Origin of the sequence: Kitasatospora sp. NPDC058063, assembly GCF_042885395.1 — a bacterium.
Taxonomy (GTDB): Bacteria; Actinomycetota; Actinomycetes; order Streptomycetales; family Streptomycetaceae; genus Kitasatospora; species Kitasatospora lactacystinica.
The window spans coordinates 1-19,333 of sequence record NZ_JBHVSD010000030.1 but is presented as its reverse complement, the minus strand read 5'-3'; the positions used below and the strand labels follow the sequence as shown (position 1 = coordinate 19,333).

The 19,333-nt window shown below is 68.8% G+C and carries 18 protein-coding genes and 3 pseudogenes; 3 read left to right on the top strand and 18 right to left on the bottom strand.

Translation table 11 applies throughout. The features are described from left to right. Window positions 1–512: 512 nt before the first annotated feature. From ACFVUY_RS36570 to ACFVUY_RS36555, 4 genes are all read right to left on the bottom strand, one after another. Window positions 513–974, bottom strand: a complete 462-nt coding sequence (locus ACFVUY_RS36570) for a hypothetical protein (RefSeq protein WP_387736469.1) — start codon at window positions 972–974, stop codon at window positions 513–515. Window positions 975–1,278: 304 nt separating this feature from the next. After that, window positions 1,279–1,500: a recombinase gene (locus ACFVUY_RS36565; protein ID WP_387736468.1), complete on the bottom strand. Its 222-nt coding sequence runs from the start codon at window positions 1,498–1,500 to the stop codon at window positions 1,279–1,281. A gap of 69 nt (window positions 1,501–1,569) precedes the next feature. Then, complete coding sequence (locus ACFVUY_RS36560; RefSeq protein WP_387736467.1) at window positions 1,570–2,724, bottom strand: protein-L-isoaspartate(D-aspartate) O-methyltransferase; 1,155 nt, start codon at window positions 2,722–2,724, stop codon at window positions 1,570–1,572. Next, window positions 2,721–2,852, bottom strand: coding sequence for a hypothetical protein (locus ACFVUY_RS36555; RefSeq protein ID WP_331768627.1), 132 nt, complete (start codon window positions 2,850–2,852; stop codon window positions 2,721–2,723). The genes ACFVUY_RS36560 and ACFVUY_RS36555 overlap by 4 nt, the downstream gene beginning before the upstream one ends. 534 nt (window positions 2,853–3,386) lie before the next feature. Here ACFVUY_RS36555 and ACFVUY_RS36550 point away from each other — a divergent pair. Both ACFVUY_RS36550 and ACFVUY_RS36545 read left to right on the top strand, forming a co-directional pair. Further along, window positions 3,387–4,184 carry a S1 RNA-binding domain-containing protein gene (locus ACFVUY_RS36550; protein WP_387736466.1) on the top strand — a complete coding sequence of 266 codons (798 nt, stop codon included), beginning with the start codon at window positions 3,387–3,389 and terminating at the stop codon, window positions 4,182–4,184. A gap of 94 nt (window positions 4,185–4,278) precedes the next feature. After that, window positions 4,279–4,860 (top strand): DUF6368 family protein, encoded by a 582-nt coding sequence (locus tag ACFVUY_RS36545; protein ID WP_387736465.1) that lies wholly within the window; start codon window positions 4,279–4,281, stop codon window positions 4,858–4,860. Window positions 4,861–4,921: 61 nt separating this feature from the next. Here ACFVUY_RS36545 and ACFVUY_RS36540 read toward each other — a convergent pair. The 13 genes and pseudogenes from ACFVUY_RS36540 to ACFVUY_RS36480 form a co-directional block, all read right to left on the bottom strand. Next, window positions 4,922–6,135: pseudogene (locus tag ACFVUY_RS36540) on the bottom strand (TniQ family protein). 1 nt (window position 6,136) lies between these two features. Then, window positions 6,137–7,405 carry an AAA family ATPase gene (locus ACFVUY_RS36535; RefSeq protein WP_387736464.1) on the bottom strand — a complete coding sequence of 423 codons (1,269 nt, stop codon included), beginning with the start codon at window positions 7,403–7,405 and terminating at the stop codon, window positions 6,137–6,139. Then, window positions 7,398–9,428, bottom strand: a complete 2,031-nt coding sequence (locus ACFVUY_RS36530) for a transposase (protein WP_387736463.1) — start codon at window positions 9,426–9,428, stop codon at window positions 7,398–7,400. The genes ACFVUY_RS36535 and ACFVUY_RS36530 overlap by 8 nt, the downstream gene beginning before the upstream one ends. 48 nt (window positions 9,429–9,476) lie before the next feature. Then, entirely contained in the window at window positions 9,477–10,325 is an 849-nt protein-coding gene (locus tag ACFVUY_RS36525; RefSeq protein WP_387736462.1) for a TnsA-like heteromeric transposase endonuclease subunit, read from the bottom strand. Between the two features lie 307 nt (window positions 10,326–10,632). Beyond that, window positions 10,633–10,974: a winged helix-turn-helix domain-containing protein gene (locus ACFVUY_RS36520; RefSeq protein ID WP_387736461.1), complete on the bottom strand. Its 342-nt coding sequence runs from the start codon at window positions 10,972–10,974 to the stop codon at window positions 10,633–10,635. Further along, window positions 10,971–11,408, bottom strand: coding sequence for a hypothetical protein (locus ACFVUY_RS36515; RefSeq protein ID WP_387736460.1), 438 nt, complete (start codon window positions 11,406–11,408; stop codon window positions 10,971–10,973). Before ACFVUY_RS36515 ends, ACFVUY_RS36520 begins: the two co-directional genes overlap by 4 nt. A 181-nt stretch (window positions 11,409–11,589) precedes the next feature. Next, window positions 11,590–11,760, bottom strand: coding sequence for a hypothetical protein (locus tag ACFVUY_RS36510; RefSeq protein WP_387736459.1), 171 nt, complete (start codon window positions 11,758–11,760; stop codon window positions 11,590–11,592). A gap of 394 nt (window positions 11,761–12,154) precedes the next feature. Next, on the bottom strand, window positions 12,155–12,682 hold the full coding sequence (locus tag ACFVUY_RS36505) for a ferredoxin (RefSeq protein ID WP_387736458.1): 528 nt from the start codon (window positions 12,680–12,682) through the stop codon (window positions 12,155–12,157). 104 nt (window positions 12,683–12,786) lie between these two features. After that, complete coding sequence (locus tag ACFVUY_RS36500; RefSeq protein WP_387736457.1) at window positions 12,787–13,479, bottom strand: hypothetical protein; 693 nt, start codon at window positions 13,477–13,479, stop codon at window positions 12,787–12,789. Window positions 13,480–13,787: 308 nt separating this feature from the next. After that, a complete protein-coding gene (locus ACFVUY_RS36495; RefSeq protein ID WP_387736456.1) occupies window positions 13,788–14,159 on the bottom strand; it encodes a hypothetical protein in 372 nt (123 codons plus the stop codon). A 122-nt stretch (window positions 14,160–14,281) separates the two neighbouring features. Continuing rightward, window positions 14,282–16,285, bottom strand: a complete 2,004-nt coding sequence (locus ACFVUY_RS36490; RefSeq protein WP_387736455.1) for a polymorphic toxin-type HINT domain-containing protein — start codon at window positions 16,283–16,285, stop codon at window positions 14,282–14,284. Window positions 16,286–16,321: 36 nt separating this feature from the next. After that, a complete protein-coding gene (locus ACFVUY_RS36485) occupies window positions 16,322–16,702 on the bottom strand; it encodes a hypothetical protein (protein ID WP_387736520.1) in 381 nt (126 codons plus the stop codon). Between the two features lie 26 nt (window positions 16,703–16,728). Further along, window positions 16,729–17,004: pseudogene (locus tag ACFVUY_RS36480) on the bottom strand (transposase); the annotation flags it as partial. Window positions 17,005–17,334: 330 nt separating this feature from the next. Between ACFVUY_RS36480 and ACFVUY_RS36475 the strand changes: the two are divergent. After that, window positions 17,335–18,597 (top strand): IS110 family transposase, encoded by a 1,263-nt coding sequence (locus tag ACFVUY_RS36475; RefSeq protein ID WP_387736454.1) that lies wholly within the window; start codon window positions 17,335–17,337, stop codon window positions 18,595–18,597. Here ACFVUY_RS36475 and ACFVUY_RS36470 read toward each other — a convergent pair. Next, window positions 18,597–19,216, bottom strand: a pseudogene (locus tag ACFVUY_RS36470) (IS5 family transposase); the annotation flags it as partial. The gene ACFVUY_RS36475 and the pseudogene ACFVUY_RS36470 overlap by 1 nt on opposite strands. Window positions 19,217–19,333: the final 117 nt, after the last annotated feature.

The following is a 19,333-nucleotide window of genomic DNA, read 5'->3' as shown; positions in this document are numbered from 1 at the left end:
CCCGTCGGCGAACTCGGTGCCGACGTACCAGATGTTGGGTGCCTGCAACCGAGCCCGGACGGCTTCGTCGAATGTCGCGGTCATCCCGGGAGGCTACCAACCACGAAGGATGCCAACCGCGCACTTCGAGTAAGGCTACTGATCAAGCCGTGAGTCTGTTCTGCCGGTCGAGGGTCGGGTACAGGCGTTCGCGCCGGCGAGGCGAATCCTCAACAGTTCGTCCAGGCGGCTGGAGTCGCAGAACACCAGGTGAGCAGGGTCGACAGTGGGCCTGGTCCTCAACTCCTCGGTGCTGTTCAACACCCGCTGCATGGGCTGCCGCCCTCACCCAGCTCCGCACGGAGGGCTTCGACGGCGGACCTTCGGCCGGGCGGCCTTGGCCTTCGCCGGGCGTCTCTGCACCAAGTCGATTGAGGAGGCCGTTGCACTGGACGGGCTGGACGAACGGCGATCACCGGAGGCAAAGCAAAGGCCGGGACGGGCTTTCCTCCGTCCCGGCCTTCGTGCCGTCCTTACTGTGCTGGTTCGCTGCCTGGCCCAGCGGCCGGTGCCGAGCTTGCAACAGCCGGCGCGGGCTGGGGAGGCGCACCGCTCATTGCTCGCTGGAGAACACGGGTGACTCCCCCAACACCGGAACCGGCCAGGCTCGCCTCTGCCGAGGTGAGCGATCGACCGAGAAACTTGGCGACCACCACCACGGTTGGAGGGATGAGCGCCAGGGCGACCCAGGTCTGCCCGCCCTTGGCCAGCAAAACGGTGGCCGAGAGCAGGGATGCCAAAGCGAGGAAGGCCATCACGGTTTCGAAGCGCTGTTGCGCCCGTGCATGGGCAAGCTGCTGCATTTCGTGCCGTCGCTGCTGGTCAGAGCTCCAGATTTCCAGCAGCGCGGCCTTGCCAGGGCCGTCCAGATCCGCCCGCTGAAGTACGAGCTGGTAGAAGTCCCAGAGATGCTGGTCCTCGTGGTGTCGCTTCATCGGCTCCACCGTTCGAACTGCCCGATGTCTTGCGGAGTTTCTCCTTCTCGCAGACGACGAGCCAGCTCGAAGACGAGGGATTGCTGTCGCCTCCGAGCCAACTCGCGGCGTCCGATAATGATCCTCAGGAAGCAGGCTGCGGCTGTGGTGACTGCTGTGCCCGAAGAGGCAACAAGGAGGGCAACCCCTACCAGGCTCATTTCAAACTCACCCCCCTGCGTAGGCTTGTTGACGCAAAACCTGTCACACCCTCACCAGTAGAGCACGACGCCCGGACGTCTCCGTCCACCGCGCTGGACGAACTTCACTCGATCTGATGACGGGTGCTGGGCATTCCGAGGCTGGCTGTGGTTCTGCGGGCGAGCCGGGCGGCGTCGGCTCGCTTGGTGCGGACAAAGGTCAGGATCAGGTCGATGCCTTCGAGCTCGCCGAGCCACTGCTCTTCCTCAGCCCGTCTGCGCCGCAGGATGAGGTCTTTCTCGATCTCGGCGAGGCGGGGCAGCATCTTGGGGTCGACCTGGAGCATCGGGCAGCGGATGTACTTCCACGGGTCGCCGCAACCGGTTCCGCCGATGCCGCACGCGGTCTGCGCGGTTCAGCCCCGCCCCCGTGGGGACGGCAGCGGGTTGGCCGGCTCGTGCAGCCACGCCCGGTGCTCGCCCCCGTCCACGGTCAGCCCGAAGCTCTCGAACCCCGGACGGCCTTCCCCCACCCACCACTGGAAGGACGCCTCGACCTCCGACCACACCCGGCGGGAGCCCGACTGGCGGACCTCGAACCGGCTCGCGCCGTCCACGAAGTCCACCGTCGCCCAGGAGGTGACGCCCGTGTCGAACAGCCACAGGGTCGTCATACCGCCGCCGTCGCTGCGCCGGTAGTACACGTCGGGTACGGCCAGACCCACGACGAAGGACGCCAGCCAGTCGTCGACGACTTCGAGCGGGTTCAGGGTCGTGTACTCCTGCGCGGCGTTCCCGGGCCAGTCGCCGGGCAGGTAGTCGTCGACGGGCGGGGCCTGGTAGCGCTGCTGGCGCATGCGCATGAACGCCGAGGAGCCGGTGAACGGGCCCGTGGCCGTGCCGTCGGCGACGGTCAGCCGGGCGACGGCTCCGCCTCCGAAGAGCGGTGCGAAGGGCAGCACCAGCACGCCCTGCCGGCGGATCTGCCCGATCACGGCCGGGGGGATTTCCCGTACCGAGCACGTGAGAATTCCCCGATCGTACGGGGCCCCGGGAAGGTATCCGTGGGCCGCGTCGCCCACCACCGCGGTCGGAGCGGCGTCGAGGGAGCGGAAGTTCGCAGCGGCCCGGGCGGCGACCTCCGGGTCCAGCTCCACGGTCACCACGTTGTGCGCGCCCTGGCGCCGGGCCAGCAGTCCGGCGTTCCAGCCGGGGCCTGTTCCGCCTTCCCAGACTCTGTGGCCTTCGTGGACGTCCAGGTCGCGCAGCATGGAGGCGACCATCGTCGGCATGGACACCGACGAGGTCGGCTCCCGCTGCTGTCCGCTGCCCGTTCCGTCGTCCCACTGCGTCACGATCGCCACGTCGGAGTACGCGAGCTCCAGCCACCGCCCGGGGCTCTGCGCGCGGTCGCAGCGTTCGTAGCCGTCGCCGGTGCTCGCCCAGAAGACGTCCGGGAGGAACCCATGGCGGCCGACGTCGAGGAACGCCTGCCGCCAACCGGGGGTCAGGGCACCCGAGGCCTCCAGCCGGTCGACCAGCCGGACCTGGACGTCGGCGGCCGCCGTCACTTGTGCTTCGGATCGGGAGTCGGGCCCTGTCCGTCCGGGTTCGGCTTCGGGCCGATCTGCGGACCGCCGGGCTTGGCGTGGGCCCCGCCCTTGCCGTCGTTCGGGCCGCCCTTGTTCTCGTCACCCACGGTGCTTCCTCTCTGCTGCAACACTCCGAAGATCCGCAGAGCAGAGGGTAGTCGACCTGACACCTGGCGTGAAGCGGCTCATGTTCCTCTCGGGCCACGGGCCGACCCGGTCGACGATGTGTGCGGCGCCGCCCGGACGCGGATGGGAGACGGCGCGGGCAGCCGGCCGGGCCAGGGCCCGTCCGCGCGGCGCTCCTGACGGGCGTCGCCGCCACGGGGTGCGCACCGCCGTGCCGGTCGCACGGCCGGGTCTCCACAGGGAACGACCTCGGACGCAACCTTCGAGGCAACTCCAGGGACAACCTCAGGGGCTGCCACCTGCTCACGCTTGGTCGGGGCGGGCAGCACCTGTGCCGGGACTCGATAGTTGGCCAACGGGACAGCCTTGTTGGCCAAACGGGACACGCTAGTTGGCCAGACGCTTATGACTCAGCAGGCTAACTGTCGTGTCAGCACGGAATCTGTCGTCTGCGGCCGGCCCCGACTAGGCTCACCTCCATGTCCGAGCCAACCCCTGACCCTCGCCTGCAGTCCTTGATCAACCAGCTCCGGCCGGGGGTTGTGAGAACAGTGAAGGTCACCGGGTTCGACGGAGCGGACGTCCTGGTGCAGCTCGTAGAGGCCGAAGGTGGGGCGATCGAGGTCGGCCGGATTCCCCAGCAGGAAGCGTCGGTGCGTCGGATCGAGCATCCATCCGAGCTGTTTGAGGTCGGCCAGGAGATCGATGCCGAAGAGATCGGGCGTTGGCGCGAGGGGCAGCTTCACCTTTCCGCCAGGGCGTGCGAGATTCCGGCCTTGCGGTCCTTCCTCCTCGCGCTCGAACGCGGGCAGGTCGTCACTGGGACGGTCTCCGAGGTCCACAACTTCGGGGTCTTCGTTCACGTCGACGGCGAACCGGACGGCCTGTGCACCGGCTTCATCCGGGTGCCGGACCTGACGTGGGGCTGGATCAACCACCCCTCCGAGGCAGTCGAAGCCGGCCAGCGGATCACCGCTGAGGTGATCATTGCCGAGACGCGCTCCGGACAAGTCACGCTCTCCTTGAAGGCTCTGCAAGAAGATCCACTCATCCGGTTCGCTGATCAGGCCGGTCGAATCCTCACCGGGCCGATTACCAGGATCGTTCCCTTTGGTGTGTTCGTGCAGCTTGCCCCAGACGTTGTCGGGTTCCTGCATCTCTCTGAGCTGACTGACGAGCCAGCCGAGACTCCGGATGAGCTTGTCGATGAGGGCCAGCTGATCACGGTGAAGGTCGCCGAGGTCGATCTCCAGCGTCACCGGGTGCGGCTGGGCGCCGCTGGCGGAGCGGGCCAGCACTGGAATCGATCTTGAGCTTTGACTGTGCCCAAAATGATCAGACGCCCGCCGCCGGGACCTGGTAGAACCGGGCCCAGTGGCACCTGGGCCACGGGGCTCTGGGAGTGGCATGTCGGGACCGGCGGTTGGACTGTGGCTCTTCGAACCCCGCAGGTTCGCGGACATCCTGGCCGATGTAGTCCCGTGGCTGGAGACCTTCTGCGAGCCGGTGGAGACCACGGCCGGCGGCGACGTGGACTTCTGGGTGCGAGACGGTTCCGCCCTGGGCCTGCCGACCTTCGACCTGGCCGGCGTCGGCGTGTTCTTCCTGTCGGAGGACGAGGAGATACCTGCCGAGGACGAGGACTACTCGGCGTTCTCGCGTCCACCGGTCCAGGGACTGGTAGTCGGTGCCGGATGCTCGGGCCCGGTGAACCACGTGCTGCTCGGCCACCTGGCGCTCGCTCTCGCCCGGCGTCTCGACGCACCGGTTGACTTCGACGGCCTCCTGAGCAGCCGCCCCGCCGAAGGAGACGACACTAGGAACGAGGCAGTCCTGACCCGGGCGAGGGCACTGGCGTCAGCTCTCCCGGGAAGGCTCGCGGAGGTCTCCTATGACACCGGGGGCGGAAGCCGGTGGCTTCGACACGTCGGAGACGCGGCATTTCTGGAAGCCTGGCTGCAACACCCAGACTTCCACCTGGTGAAGTAGCGCCTCGGTGTCGAAACTGCTTTTCGGAACTGGTTCCAACTTTCATGTCTCGGCTCAAGGCTCAGAGGCGGGTGAGGCCGGGAACCCGTTCGAGACGCTGGGTGGTAGTGGCTGTGTCGGGGGCCCGGCGGGCGGGTTTGAGAAGGACGGCCTGGAGCGGGAGAGAGGTGCCGGGCGCCCGGCGGATGTTGTAGCTGACGGACTGGTTTCGGTAGCGGGCCTCTTCCGCCAGCGGCTCCAGAACGGCTGCTGCTGCGACCTCGTCCGGACTGCCTAGGAGCCGGGCCGCCAGCTCGAACACGGCGCCAGCAATGAGTGGATCCGTCGGCGGGTCCGAGTAGGCCCGGCCGGCGAGAGATCCTCTGGCCGCTCGGAGCCTGCTGAAGGCGGTGTGCCGACGGTCGGCCTCCGGGTCGATGGCCTGGGCGAGTGTGGGTGTGGCGATGAGAGGTCGAGCTTCGGGCCAGCTCATGAAGATCAGTGCCGTGACGGCGCGAAGATCGGTGAAGTACTGGGCGGTGGGGACTTCCCATCCGATGCTGCCGACCGTGGTGGGGCCGTCGTGATCCAGCAGCGACTGGATGCGCTCCTGGGCTGAGCAGAGGGCTTGGCAGGTCTGCGGGGAGAGCCGCTGGAAGTCGTTGCTCTTGGCGTGGGTGAGGTCGGCTCCGCAGGCCGGGCGAACGCTGCGGGTCTTGCCCGCCGGCTCCAAGCTCCCTCGGCAATAGGTGGGGTGGAGGCCGTCGTCGTTCGGCCGTCCGATGAGACTGTTCGGGCCGCCGGCCTGGACCGGTGATCCGCAGTCGGGACATGAGTCCCGCAGGAGCCGGCGGTGCTGCGGGCAGGTGAAGGCGACCGGGAGGCGCCAGGTCCTGCGCCAGGCCCCTCCGTGCAGGTTCTGGATCTCGCTTCCGTCTCCGGCGAGGCAGTCGGGGCAGTAGCGGATGTTCTCGCCCACGGGCCGTCGGCTGCCGCTGCCGTGCGTGTGGTCGCCAGTGGTCCATAGCGGGTGCTGATCGGTGCCATCAGCAGACCGCTGACCTCGGCCGGGTCGAGGCGGGTGGCACGGCCGAAGTGCTCGGCCCGCTCGGTGTCCAGCTCCAGCGCGAGGCGGACCGGAATGCGGACGATCTTCGCGTCGCTGGCGGCGAGGCCGGTTCTCCGCAGCATCCGGATGGGGTCGACGTGGTGACGGTGGGCCAGCCGGATCAGGTAGCCGGACAAGGTCTCGTCGTCCAGCGGGTCCAGGCTCAGCAGCAGGGGGCGGAAGGTCATTTCACTCCCCCGAGGCCCGGTTCCCGTGGTCGTCGAAGACGGTGTTGCGGGGCCTGCCGCGTCGACGTTGTCCTGGGACAGGCCCGGCCGGGACAGCCGTCGCGGGCGGGATGTCCGGGATCTCTCCCGCGTCGGGGTCACGGTCGGGGAAGTTGCCCAGGCCGATGTTGACCTCCGCCAGCAGCTGGGGCGTGAGCCGCTCCGCGCCGGTGCGCATGGCGTGGTCGCATCCGTCCATGATCAGGCGCTTCAGCAGGCCGACGATGCCGTTGGTGCGGGCGAACAGGTACTCGGGCATGCTGCCGCCGGTGAGCATGCCTTCGTGTCCGTGCAGCAGCCGCAGCTGGACCTCGATGCCGGCGAGGTGGCTCATCCAGGCCGCGATCCCGGTGTCGGTGCCGTAGTCGAACGGGTCGAGTCCGATCAGGTCGAAGCGGCGCTCGGTCTGGGTGGCCGCCTCGTCCAGGAAGCTGCGGCGGCTGGTGCCGGGCATGACGATCCTGCCGGTGCGGCGGTTGTGCCGTCCTTCCCGCAGCAGGCCCGAAGCGGGGATGTCGACCCCGATCAGGACGAGCGTGACGTTCATGTCCATCAGGTCCCGCACCAGGTCGAGGGTGTCCTGGTCGTCCTCCCTGTGCATCCGCAGGCGCGTGATGTCGTCCAGAACCAGCACGGCGGAGCTGTGCGCCTTCAGCTGGTCGCGGACCGCGCGGACCGACAGGTGCAGCGTCTTGGGATGCGGCGCCCCGAAAAAGTCGAGGACCGCCTGGCACAGCCCCTTCGGGGTCGCCCGCACCGGTGTCTTGCAGTAGACCACCGGCGCCAGGAGGTCCCTGGTCCCCGGCACTGGCACCGGCTGCGGCATCAGCTGCGGACCGAGGCCGCGCCAGAGGCCCTCGAACTCGGCGGCGACGTCGCAGGCGGTGGCGGTCTTGCCCTGGAATCCTCCGCCGCTGATCATCAGGCCATCGCGGGTGCCGGGTTCGAGGTCGAGCGCGTTGTTGCGCATCCGGCTGTCCATCAGCGCGGCGACCCGGTCGCTCATCGGGGTCCGCTGGAGCGTCAGGTTCACGTGGGTCGCGGCGCGGTGGAGGTCGTGCAGCGCCCGCGCTCGCGGGCTGAGCGCCGCGTGCTCGCCCGCCGTCAGCCGGGGCGCGGGCACGAAGGTGCCACGGGTGCTGAGCCAGTGCTGCCAGCCCTCGAAGGTCGTGCGGTCCGGTGCCGGGCCGAAGCCGAACAGCGGCAGACGGTCGGTCATCAGGTCAGTCATCCGGTTGTCCCTCGTCGTCGGGTGGCAGGAGGAAGAGGTCACGGGTGCGGTGGCCGCCGAGCGGGCCGGGCAGCGGCGGGGGTCCGGGCACTGCCTGCTCGCGGCGGCGTCGCCGGTCCTTGTCCACGGCTCGCGCCACCTGGTCGCGCGGCAGCACGGCCACCTCTGCGAAAGCGGGCGGCACGGTGCCTTGCCGCGGCCGGCGCCGGTCACGCTCAGCGGTCAGGGCGCGGCTCTCCTCCCGGGCCTGGCCCGCCCGGCGCCGCTTGCCGCCGGCCTCCTTCGCCGCCCGGCCCGGCCAGTTGTCCACCGGGGCGTGCTCGTCCAGCAGGTCCAGGAGCACCGGCAGCAGGTCGCGGTCATCGACGGGGACGAGCCCGCTGTCGCGGGCCAGGGCGATCATCTCGTCGACCTTCGCGTCGGAGAACGGCGGGATCTCGCCCTCGGGCGGCAGACCGGTCCAGCGCAGTGGGTGCCAGTCGCCGGTGGCCGGGTCCTCGAAGAACACCTCGCGGCGGTCCCGCGGGTCGTGCCGGATCCGCCACAGGCCCGGGTGCCTGCCTCGCCGCTGCGAGGGCTTGCCCCGGTAGTCGTCCACGGCGGGGCCGTCGTACCAAAGGCTTCTGATCTTCACGCCGCGCTTGCGGTGAATCTTGACGTAGCTGGCGGGCAGGACGCCGTAGTAGAGGTCGGACGAGGGGATCCGCAGGCCGAAGCCGCCCTGCGCGAACGAGGCGGCGAACAGCGTGTTGGGACTGTGGCGCTCGTTCGGTGCCCAGGGCGGGGCGTGCTCGCCCAAACGCCGGTTCTGCCAGGTCCCCACGATCCACGTCGCGATCAGATGCTCCATCTGGGCCAGTGTTAGCACCGCGTCGCCCTCCGGATCGGCGCCCCGGTCGGCGACGTCGACGCCGCGAAAGCCCGGCAGGGACTCGAACAGCAGCGTCTGCGCGGAGAGAAACGCCCGCTCGCACGCCGCCTTGTCGGTCGCCCGCATCATCCGGGCCGGCAGGATGCTGCAGCCCAGCCGCTGCTCGACCTCAACCAGGTGGTGGGACTTGTAGACCGAGCCGTGGTCGGTGGTCACCGTGTCCGGCGCGAAGAACGGCAGGCCGGCCACCTCGTAGCCCGCGAACTCGGCCACCACCGCCGCCGGCACCCCGGGATAGGGCCAGGCCATGTCCTCGCCCCACCCCGGCCGCATCGGCAGCGGCAGCATCACGTCCCGCAGCAGCAGCCCCACATCCACCGCGGTGTCCGAACCCAGGGTGAGGCGGAAGGCGACCAGCGAGCGGGTGAACACGTCCATCGCCCAGGTCAGGTGTGCGCTCACCGCGTCACCGAAGGCGTGCTCACGCAGCAGCACCGGCAGCGGCGTGGTGTCCAGCGCCGCGACCTGGCCCGGCCGGGTGATCAGGATCGACGAGCCGCCCGCGTCGATCGCCGCGGCCGACCGCTGGTACCGCTGCCGCGTCCCGCCCGGTCCGTACCACTCCTGCCAGACTCGCGACAACGTCTTGTATCCCGGCACCACGGCCTGGTCGCCGAACCTGTCCCGGACGTACTGGTGGATCAGCTTCTCGCGGGTGCGCATGCTCACCCGGGAGCGGTGCAGACACTCGACCCGCACCGCCTCGATCGCCTCCTCCACCTGCACGCTCACCGACGTCCGGCCCGGCGATACCCGAAACCACCGCCCGTCCGCGCACGCCTCCAGCCGCTGCCCGCCGTCCCGCCACTGCCCGGCCAGGCGTCGAAGCGTCCGCTCGCTGACCCGCTCCAGACCGAGCCGACCGGCCTCCGCCGGGTGCAGGCCGGCGAGCTCGGCGACCTTGCGGCCGAGCCTCTGCTCCTTCGTCGTCACCAGCGGGTCGTAGCCCTCCCGCGGCTCCCCCGGCTCCGGCTGGGCCGGATCGCCACTGCGGAAACCGCAGTCCGCCTCCAGGGCGTGCGCCACCCTGATCCGCAGCAGCACGAGCTGGTCCTCGCTGAGGTCCTCGCGCGCCACCGTCGGTCCACTCACCGTCCTCAAGCCGGAGCAAGGCCCCGGGCCCGACCTCGACGTGACCGTTCACCGCGGCGTACCGCCCGCCAGTGCGACGACCGAGCCGTCCCCGAGCGGCTCGGCCAGGTCCACGCCGATCCGCCGATGCCACAAAAGGTGAAGTGCGTGCGCTCGTGCCATCACCGGGTACGGGGTCGCGCGGACCAGGTCGCCGAACGGCATCGCGCCGTCGGCGAGCACCGACACCATGCGCTCCTGCAGGTCCAGCAGGTGGCTCATCGGCCGGGCCTCGGCCCGCAACGCCTCCACGGCACCGCTCACGTGCGGCCGCCAGCCGACCACGACGCTGTACTGCCAGCCCACCGCCCGCGCCAGTTCCGCTGCCGCCGCGAAGCCCGGCCGGTCCACGTCCTTGACCAGGTGCAGCGGCCGGACGTCCACCAGCCACCGGCCGCCCCGCGTCACCACCAGGTAGTCCGGGATGTGGGTCCGAGTGCGGCCCGCCGCCCGATAACGGAGGCGGAACGGCTGCGACAGAACGTCCCGCACCGAGCCCGCGAAGTCCGCCGCCCGCAGGAACCGGCGTTCCTCCAGGCTCTCGAACCCGTGCAACCGGCCCGTCGAGACCAACAGCTCCAGGCCCGGACGGTGGCCCTGCCGCGGATGCCAGCTGAACCCCCGCACCGGCCGGGTCCGCCCAACCGGCACACCCTCCAGCTCGGCCACCGGACACACCAGCTCGGCCCCGTCCAGGCACCACGTCGTCGTCCAACGCCGTTTCCACCCCGGCCCGACATCGAGGACCGCGCCGTCGGCCTGCCCCGGCTCGTACGCGACCAGCAGGTCATCCACCGTGCAGGACGCCGACCACACTCCCGACCCGAAGCCGGTCCCCAGCATGCCGGTCGCGCTCATACCGCCAGGACAGCACTCACCCAGCACCTGCCGAAGGACAAGCCCCATCAGGCACCCCGTACGTGTGAACCACCCAGTCGACCGGCCTTGCGAGTCACTCTGGCCAACTAGCGTGTCCCGTTTGGCCAACTAGCGAGTCCAGGCACAGACGGACTGTGACTGTGCACCGTAGATGGCCACTTTTCGGGGTTGATGACCACAGTTCTCACGTCATCTGGCCAGCCTGCGCAGGCTGGTTGGCCACGGGGCAGCGGTGTCGGTCTGCCGGAACGCCCCGAAGGCTTTCGGCGGCACACGGCCTGACCGATTAACCCCCGACCATCCCAAGATCATCAGATGCGCGACTGCCGGGTTCGACTGTTTGGGCGATGGCGCGCAGTGCGTCGCAGTGGGCGGAGAATGCGTTACGGCCGAGGTCGGTCAGGGCGAGGTAGGTGCGTGGCCGCTTGCCGACAAAGCCTTTGGTGATATCGACGTACCCGGCGTCTTGCAGTAGCGCGGCCTGTTTGGACAGCGCCGAGTCGCTGATCTCGACCAGGTCTCTGATGTAGGAGAACTCGGCGCGGTCCGCAGCGGCTAGAGCCGCGACGATCGAAAAGCGCACCGGAGCGTGGATCACCTCGTCCAGAGCGTGGCGCGGATGGTTCACGGTGCCACGGCCCGTGTTCGCGGTGCGGCGTCCAGTCGCGCGACGATGATGCCGGGCAGCGCGACGGCCACCGCTCCGGGCACCCACCACGCCATCTGTCCGCGGAACACGGCGAGTCCGGGCACGAGCACCGCCACGTACACCAGAGCCCAGCAAACGATCATGGTCACATGACGGGTGCCAAAGCCGCGTGCGGAGACCGGGCGCCGCGCAGACCAGGCGGAGATACCCGCGACGAATGCCACCCAGAGCCCTGTGACCGTCAGCGCTGCGACCTTGGTCGGGAACGCCCCGAGGCCGAGCACCGCGGCCGCAGAGGCGCAAGAGAACACGAGGCTGTACCGGCCCTGCCAGGCGGAGTCGTCTTTAACCGCCCTCCCCAAACGCTCCGCCTCAGTCAGCGCCTGCGCCGCGGACTCAGCCTCCTGTGCCATGGCAACCCCCTCCTGCTCATCGAATGACACTTTCCATATTGGCAAGTACTTGCTCCAATGGCAAGTGTGGATACTTCCCGCTGACCGCGCCCAGTCTGGTGACTGCGACCACGGTAGCCACGGCGCCCAGAAAGCCGGCTGGCCAAGTACCGGGAAAACCCTGGCCATCTACCGTGCACAGTCACAGCACCAACGGGCCCGGCTCCTCCGTCTCCCTGTCGCTGACACACTGCGGGCACTCCAACCGGTCGGGGCCCGCCTTCTCCCGCAGCTCCAGCACCGAGCCCGCCTTCCCGCCGATCGAGTCCCAGCAGATCCAACACGCGCGCAGCACGGCACCCGGGCCCGCCACCCGGCAACGCGGGGACAGGCCCGGACCGGACGGCGGCGAGCGCCCCGGGCAGCGAGCACCACCACAGCCCGGCCGACCCGGACAGCGCAGCCGGCGAACCCACGCTCGTCCTGGCCCCCGAGCGGCACCAGGCCACCGAAAGCGCCGGCCACCACGACGGTGGCCGGCGCTTCGTTCCGCCCCGAGGCATCGGGGCGTCGGGGGGAGAACCGGGCGCGCCGCACGATGGGCCGGGACAACGCGCGGCCGGGAGTCACACGCCGGGGGTGACGGAACACTTTAGCTCCGGGCCGGCCGCGACCTTGCCGTTCCGCTCCGACCCCGGCCTGCGAGACGGCGGCCGGTGGGCGTCCGGAGAAGCACCCGTGACGGGAGATCGTGGCACCGCGTGGCGCTACAGCTCGGGCAACCGGTCAACGGGGGTGGGGGACCGCCGCTCTTCCAGCCAGTAGAGGTAGATCCGCAGGTCAGCTGCCAGATCACCGGCGATGTAGAGCTCGAAGTCGCGAACGGCGGCGGCGATGCCCTGGCCTGCCCAGGCATCGCCCTCATCCCACTTGCTCCGCTGATCGGACAGGTATTGCACGACCTGGCTGCGGTTACGCCACCACTCCCGGACCGTTTCCGGTGTCCATCGCGAGTCTCCATCACAGCCGTACCCGAGGAACGGGTCGTTGTCCGCCGCCTCGACCAGCTGGGCCGTGTCCGCAGGCGTTCTGGGCTGGCGATAGACGTACTCGCTGAGGTACTCGCCTCCATAGAGGACGTGAGCGGGCGCCGAGAGCCGTCCCGTCCAGCAGGTGTCGGTCTCCCCGCCGTAGAAGGGCCCGGGGACGTTGAGCCACAGCCGGTCTTCCCAACGGCCCCGAAAGGCATCGCGGTCGCTGCCGAGGATCGCCACCGGGTCGAAGTAGAGCGTCATCCGCCGAGACTAGGGCATTCGTTCGAACTGAACGACGGGCCGCCGATGGGAAAGGGACTGCCCGGTCCCCCTGGGCTCACGCACTCGCCGTTTGACACTCCAGCTCATGGGATGTCTGTCAAGTCAACGTGTTGAGAGGCGGTCCCCTGTGCAACCAGGGGTTGGAACGGAGGTTCTGTGCTGTACCCGTCCGCGTTCACCATGGTGCCAGCCCAGGTCTCCCGCCTGCGCTCCTGCTGCTCGCGGTAGGCGACCAAGGTTGGGGCGACTGCGAGGGCCTCGGCGGGCCGACCCTGCCGGACCAGGAGATCAGCCAGTTCCTCCATGGCGGACGCGGTACCGGTGGAACGGAGCAGTTCCACGGCCTCGTCCACGCGGCCGTCGAGTTCCAGCATGAAGGCGAGCACGGTCACCCACTCCTCACGTTCCTCGCCCGGCAGTGCCATGATCTCCGCGATGGCCTCCCGGCAGCGACCGGACTTCCCCATCAGCGCCCATCGGGTGGGCAGGATCCACCAACGGTGTTCCTGGACGCACTCGGCGCTGTACTCCTCCAGGAGCTCCGCCGCCCGTCCGGGCCTGCCGTCCTCGTCCAGCATCTGCACGGCCGAATGAACGAGGTTCCCGCAGTCGTAGTAGTCGTAGGTCGGTCGTCCCACCTCAACGGCCTCGTCGAGGCGGTTCTGTCGCTTCAACAGGTTCATGAGACCCGCACGGTGGGCGGGGTGGTCATGGGTGGCGATGGACTCGCGAAGAACGGCCTCGGCCTCCTGCAGCTGTCCCACGTCCTCCAGCATCCGCGCGTAGTGGCCCAGGACAACTGCAGGTTCGGCCGCGGCCAGAAGGCGCAGGTCGTCGACCCGCCGGTTGCGCGCGAGCAGCTGCCGACCTTCTCGTTGTCGCGGTCGACCTTGAAGATCGTCCCTACCCTCCTCCGCACGACTGCACTCCCCACTCCCAGAGCGGTGACCAGCAGAACTGGAGAAGCGAGGCCGGAGTATCAGGGTCGGCCCCGCCATTCCAGGCAGCGTACGAGAACCCGAAGGAGCCCTGCCAGATTCCTGGCAGGGCTCCCCGGTCGTTCCCTATCGAAGGCTTTCGCGTGCTACGCGGTTCGGCCGGTCGGAACGTGTGCCGTAGTGACGAGACCGGAGAAGGTGTGCTCAAGCAGAACCCGGTCCGCCGGTGAATAGGCCCAGAACTCCGGCATGGACTCCAGAATGTCCGCTGCGTGAGAGGAGACGGCAGCCGGGTCCATCTTTACACTGGGTACGGCGAGACTGCCCCACATGAACACGATGCTGTCAGCATTCGGAGCGCAGTTCTCGATCGTCGACGAAAGGTCGATCGTGCCGGAGGCGCTTGAACCGATCACCAGCTCGTGGCTGACCGAGCCCCACTCGACCGTCCCGTCAGCGGTGCGCGGGTAGCGTCCGAGGCTGTCGTTCTCGTATCGGAGATGCTCGTCGAGGTCCAACAGGTCAATTCCCGGCCGGCCCAGCCATTCCAGTCGTCGGTCACCTGGCTGGCCTGTTCGAGCCATCCGAATCATGGATCGGGGCAGGAGGTCAGGCCGGGTTCCGTACACGTCTTCAAGCATCATGAGTTACCGCCGATGATCCTGGCAAAGTCTTCTTCCGTACCCGGCCACGGTACCGCCCATTTCCTGGCCGACTCGCCCTTCCCGATCTCGACGTTGATGTGTGGGCCCTTCACCGGGTCGAAGTCCAGCCTGAACCGCTTGAACTCCCCGTTCACCCTGGTGGTGAATCCCACGACCTTGCCATAGGTGGTTCCGGCGGTCTCAAGGCGTCCGATGTACGGCTGGCGACTCGCGGGGTCGATGTCGCCGAGCAGCTTGAGCGCCGCGTTCCGCGCTTGCTCGAAGCTCTCGAGACCGTCGACGGTCTTCTCCTTCTGACAGAGGGAGTTGTGAACCAGGAGTGGCGTGTCACCGGCCAGCACGTAGTACGTGTGAACGGTGTTGACGGTCAGGTTGTACGCGGGCTGGAGGGCGCTCCAGCGGTTGGCGGCGACGATCCGTGCGGCCTGACCCGTGTCCGTGCGGACCGTGTCGCCGATCTTGAGGTCGGCAGCGCTCTGCCAGGCCTGCCGGTTCTCCACCCAGAAGGGGTGGTGCGCGGTCGAAGTGATCGTGCCGGGAGCGGCGCTCGCCGATTCGACGGTGAGGTCGGTGAAGTCCTGGTCGTCCGGGGTGTAGATGGTGGCGTCCACCCGACGCGAGCTGGTCTCGCCGGACTCGGGCGCGGTCGCCCGTACGTGGTCGCCGATGCGGATCTGCTCGATCGGGCGGGTCGATCCGTCAGCCATCAGGACACGGGTGCCGGCGGGGAAGCTGTCTCTCAGCAGGCACTGCTCGACCGCTGTCTCCCCGGCGCGGCTGAACCGAGACGTCCTGGCTACGTCCTCGACGTTCCTCGCCTTCTTCAGGAGCTCCGCCAGCTTTGCGGCCTTCCCGGCAGGGAAGAACGAAACGGCGGTTTCCGCGCAGGCGCTGACGCTCTTCTGCTTGACGCACTCCTCGGCGGTGTCGATACCGACGAAGGCCTTGAAGACCTCCTTCAGGGCCTTGTTGTACTCCTCATTGGTGTCGACAACTACGGCCTTGTTGCCGCCCTTCATGAAGACACAGATGGTCGTGTAGGCGGGGCTGAAAGCGCCACCGCTGTTGCACTTGTTCTTGGACTGCTCCTTTGCCGCGCTCTCGATCTCCGCCCGGAGCGCCTCTTCCAGCTCCTTCGTGAACTCGTCCTCGAGTCGCTTGATGTCGGCCTGGGTGTTCGCCTCCTCGGACTTCAGGACGGCCGCACGCTCCTGGAACGCCTTCTCTGCGACGGCGCCCCAGGCCTGGTCCGCGGCCTGCTGAGCCTGGGTCGCATCCTTGCCAGCCGCCTGAGACGAGGCGAACGCGTCGGCAGCAGCCATGCGGGCCTCCCCGGCGGACCACCGTGCGTGGATGGCCGAGGCCTGTGCGCGTGCGGCAGCGCTGGTGGCCTTGCTGGCGTCCCGCGCGGCGGCCTGGGAGGCGGTGCGCGCAGTGGTGGCAAACTTGGCGGCGCGGGCGGCGGAGCCTTCGGCCTCCTTGGCGGATTGGCCGGCCGATGTGGCGAAGCCCGCCGCTTGGTCGGCCGAGGTACGAGCCTGGGCGCGGGCTTCGTCAGCGGCGGCGGACGCGTTGCTGGCGACGGCGGCGGCCTCGGTGGCCTCCCATGCGTTCTGCTGGGCCTTGGCCGCGGTCTGCGAGGCCTCCGAGATCAGCTGACGCATCTGCGCGGCATGGGTGGCGGCGAGCTGGTCCTTGCGGTCGGCCATGTACTGGCCGCTCTGGAGGAAGTCGTGGACGAGCTCGGGCGTGCCGGACAGTGCGAACTTCGCGGCGGCCTGTACCTCCGGCCCTCCACCGGCGAGCAGTTGGGCGGCCTGGACACGTTCGTCGATCTGACGGGCCGTGTACTGGCCGGTTTGCAGGAAGGCGGCGACAGCCTTGGGCGAACCGTCCCGCAGGGCCTTCTTGGCGGCTTCCTGCACACTCGGGCCGCCCGTGCTCATCACCTGCGCGGCACGGACACGATTGTCGATCACCGCGGCCTCGTGCTGGTCGGTGGTGTAGGTCGTGTTTTAGAAGGCGTCGAAGGTGTGCCTGGTTGGCCGCCCTGGGAAGCTTCGGGCGGCCAGCCACAGGATGAGGTCGCGAGCGATCGTGCCGATGCTGGTCTCGGTGATCACGTCGTGTTCGCGACGGCTCGCGTCACGGCGGACGATCTCGTATCCGCCCTCGTCGAGGACGGTGACCGAGACGTACCAGACCGGGTCGTCCTCGTCGGGCTGGATGACGACGAACGTGTTGTCGGTGTCGTTGAGGTCGTCGACCAGTATGAAGATGGCGTCCTCGGACGGGTCGTCGATGTGGTCGCCGTTCTCGCTGTCGGCGCAGTAGTAGTCAGCGGCCACCGGTTTCTCCCCTTGTGCAACACCCCGCTCCGGGCTCGCGGCCAGCATGGCACGGGAGCCCGACACGTCGGGTCTCACAGCCACTGGTTGATCGCGGCGACGAGGACGGCAGCCTCGAAGCGGACGGCGAGTTTGTCGAACCGGGTGGCCACCGCCCGGTGCTGCTTCAGCCGGTTGGTGCCGCACTCGACGGCGTGGCGGGCCTTGTAGTCCTCACGGTCGAAGCGAGGCGGACGTCCACCGCTCGCGCCGCGCCGCTTGCGGTTGCGGATCTGGTCGGCCGGCTCGGGGATGGTGCACCGGATACCGCGTCTGCGCAGGTAGGCGCGGTTGGTCTTGGACGAGTACGCCTAATGGGAGACGAAGGTCGGCGGGTGTTGACCTTCGTGGGTGCGAGCTGAGTCTTTGAGTATGCCCGGGTCTGAGAGCCCTGTTGACAAGACGAGGCCGGCTCGCACCCTTGCTGGGTGGGCAGGAGTGTTCGTAGTCCGAGCCGGTTGTGCGGATCACCTCTCAGCTCTGCCTTGAGCTTTCAGCTCTGACGCGGACCGAGGGCCGTGTGACTCGCTGGGGTTGCGAACGGCTGGTGGGATGACGTGCCTTGAGCACTTCCATTAGGGAGCACGCGCACCCTGCACAGGCTCTGACCTGGGAAGAGAGTCGTCACGAGGGAGGGCTGGATGGAGATCACAGGGTTGCCGGCGCCAGTGTTCTGCGGAGTGGACTGGGCCGAGGACCACCACGACATCGCACTGGTCGACGCGGGTGGACAGCAGCTCGCCAAGGTGCGGATCAGCGACGACGCCGCAGGGTTTGCCCAGCTTATGGGCCTGCTGACCGAGCACGGCGACAACGAGGACACCCCGATCCCGGTAGCGATCGAGACGTCACGCGGACTGCTCGTCGCCTGCCTGCGGGCCACCGGCCGACAGGTCTTCGCGATCAATCCGCTGGCAGTCGCCCGCTACCGGGACTGCCACTCCGTCGCCCGCAAGAAGTCAGATGCCGTCGACGCGGCGGCCCTGGCCAACATCCTGCGAACCGACATGGCCGTCCACCGCCCGCTGCCGGCGGACTCCGAGCTCGTCCAGGCCATCGCCGTGCTCGCCCGGGCCCAACAGGACGCCGTCTGGGCCCGCGGCCAGGCCCACAACAAGCTTCGATCCCAGCTCAGAGAGTTCTACCCTGCGATCCTCGACGCCTTCGCCCATCACAAGCACGGCCTGTGCTCGCGGGAAGCCCGCAGCATCCTGGCCGCAGCACCAACCCCCGCCCTGGCCGCGAAGCTGACCAGACGCCGTCTGCAGTCACTGCTCAAGCAAGCCGGCCGTGTCCGCGGCATCCAGGCTGAAGCTGAAAGGCTCCACGAAGTCTTCGGCCGCGAATACCTCCACCAGCTCCCGCAGGTCGAGGAGGCTCTCGGACATCAGACTTCCGCCCTGCTCAGGCAGCTGAACACCGCCTGCGACAACGCCGACCAACTCGAAGAAGCCGCCACGCAGGCCTTCGAGAAGCATCCGGACGCCCCGGTCATCCGCAGCTTCCCGGGGCTCGCCGCACTGACCGGCGCCCGGGTCCTGGCGGAGATCGGCGACGACCGGACCCGCTTCGCCACCGCCGGATCCCTCAAGGCCTACGCGGGCAGCGCCCCGGTCACCAGAGCCAGCGGCAAGAGCTGCAAGGTCATGAGCCGGAAGGTCAAGAACCAGAGACTGGCCGCAGTCGGCTACGTCTGGGCCTTCGGCGCTCTCACCAGGTCGCCAGGCGCCAGAGCCCACTACGACCGCCGACGAGCAGCCGGCGACCGTCACGTCGCAGCGCAGCGGAACCTCTTCAATCGGTTCATGGGCATGCTGTTCCACTGCCTCCAGAACGGTCACACCTACGACGAGGCAGTCGCCTTCCCGCAGGCCTCAGCAGGGCTCGAAGCGGCAGCGGCTTGACGCCTATCCGCGTGGGATGTCTTGTCGGCCACGACCCGGTCGGGCCTGGTCCTTGGCCGCCCGGCCCCGACGCGCGGAACGCGGATCGCGTCGAGGACGTCGGGCAGCATCGTGCAGTCGGCCGTGTTGCCCGTGCTCAGCACGATCGACAGCGGCAGACCCCGGCCGTCGACCGCCAGGTGGATCTTGGTGGTCAGCCCGCCCCGGGACCGGCCGAGCGCCTCACGGCACGCAACTGCTGCCGGATCATCCGATTCGTCCTCGGACTGATCCCCTTTTTGCGGGCCCCGGCCGCGTGCTGGTGAGCCCTCGCGGCGGTGGAGTCGATCGAGACCGTCCACTCCACGGTCCCCACCGAGTCGTTGCGGACCTGGACCTCGCGCAGGAGCGCGGCCCACGTGCCGTCCTTCTCCCACTGGGCGAAGCGCCGGTAGACGGTCTGCCACGGACCGTACCGTTCGGGCAGGTCACGCCACGGGGCGCCCGTGCGCACCCGCCACAGAACCCCGTTCACCACCTGGCGGTGATCCCGCCAAGGACGCCCGGCCCCGTCCCGCTGCGGCAACAACGGCTCTATCCGAGCCCACGCGGCATCCGTTATCTCTCCTCGACCCACCACAAGATCAATTATGAGACACGGCCTAGTGGCGGGTGGTGGGCTGGCCCTCTGCGGGTGGTCGGCCAGCGTGCCGCCCTTGGTCACGAGGATCTTCACGAGGTCGTTCTTGGCGTTCAT

Excerpts from the sequence above, each read along its gene's own strand:
- ACFVUY_RS36570 (WP_387736469.1), bottom strand. The coding sequence starts at position 974 with ATGAAGCGACACCACGAGGACCAGCATCTCTGGGACTTCTACCAGCTC.
- ACFVUY_RS36565 (WP_387736468.1), bottom strand. The coding sequence starts at position 1,500 with ATGCTCCAGGTCGACCCCAAGATGCTGCCCCGCCTCGCCGAGATCGAG.
- ACFVUY_RS36545 (WP_387736465.1), top strand. The coding sequence starts at position 4,279 with ATGTCGGGACCGGCGGTTGGACTGTGGCTCTTCGAACCCCGCAGGTTC.
- ACFVUY_RS36535 (WP_387736464.1), bottom strand. The coding sequence starts at position 7,405 with ATGACTGACCTGATGACCGACCGTCTGCCGCTGTTCGGCTTCGGCCCG.
- ACFVUY_RS36525 (WP_387736462.1), bottom strand. The coding sequence starts at position 10,325 with ATGAGCGCGACCGGCATGCTGGGGACCGGCTTCGGGTCGGGAGTGTGG.
- ACFVUY_RS36515 (WP_387736460.1), bottom strand. The coding sequence starts at position 11,408 with ATGGCACAGGAGGCTGAGTCCGCGGCGCAGGCGCTGACTGAGGCGGAG.
- ACFVUY_RS36505 (WP_387736458.1), bottom strand. The coding sequence starts at position 12,682 with ATGACGCTCTACTTCGACCCGGTGGCGATCCTCGGCAGCGACCGCGAT.
- ACFVUY_RS36500 (WP_387736457.1), bottom strand. The coding sequence starts at position 13,479 with ATGCTGGAGGACGTGGGACAGCTGCAGGAGGCCGAGGCCGTTCTTCGC.
- ACFVUY_RS36485 (WP_387736520.1), bottom strand. The coding sequence starts at position 16,702 with ATGCTGGCCGCGAGCCCGGAGCGGGGTGTTGCACAAGGGGAGAAACCG.
- ACFVUY_RS36475 (WP_387736454.1), top strand. The coding sequence starts at position 17,335 with ATGGAGATCACAGGGTTGCCGGCGCCAGTGTTCTGCGGAGTGGACTGG.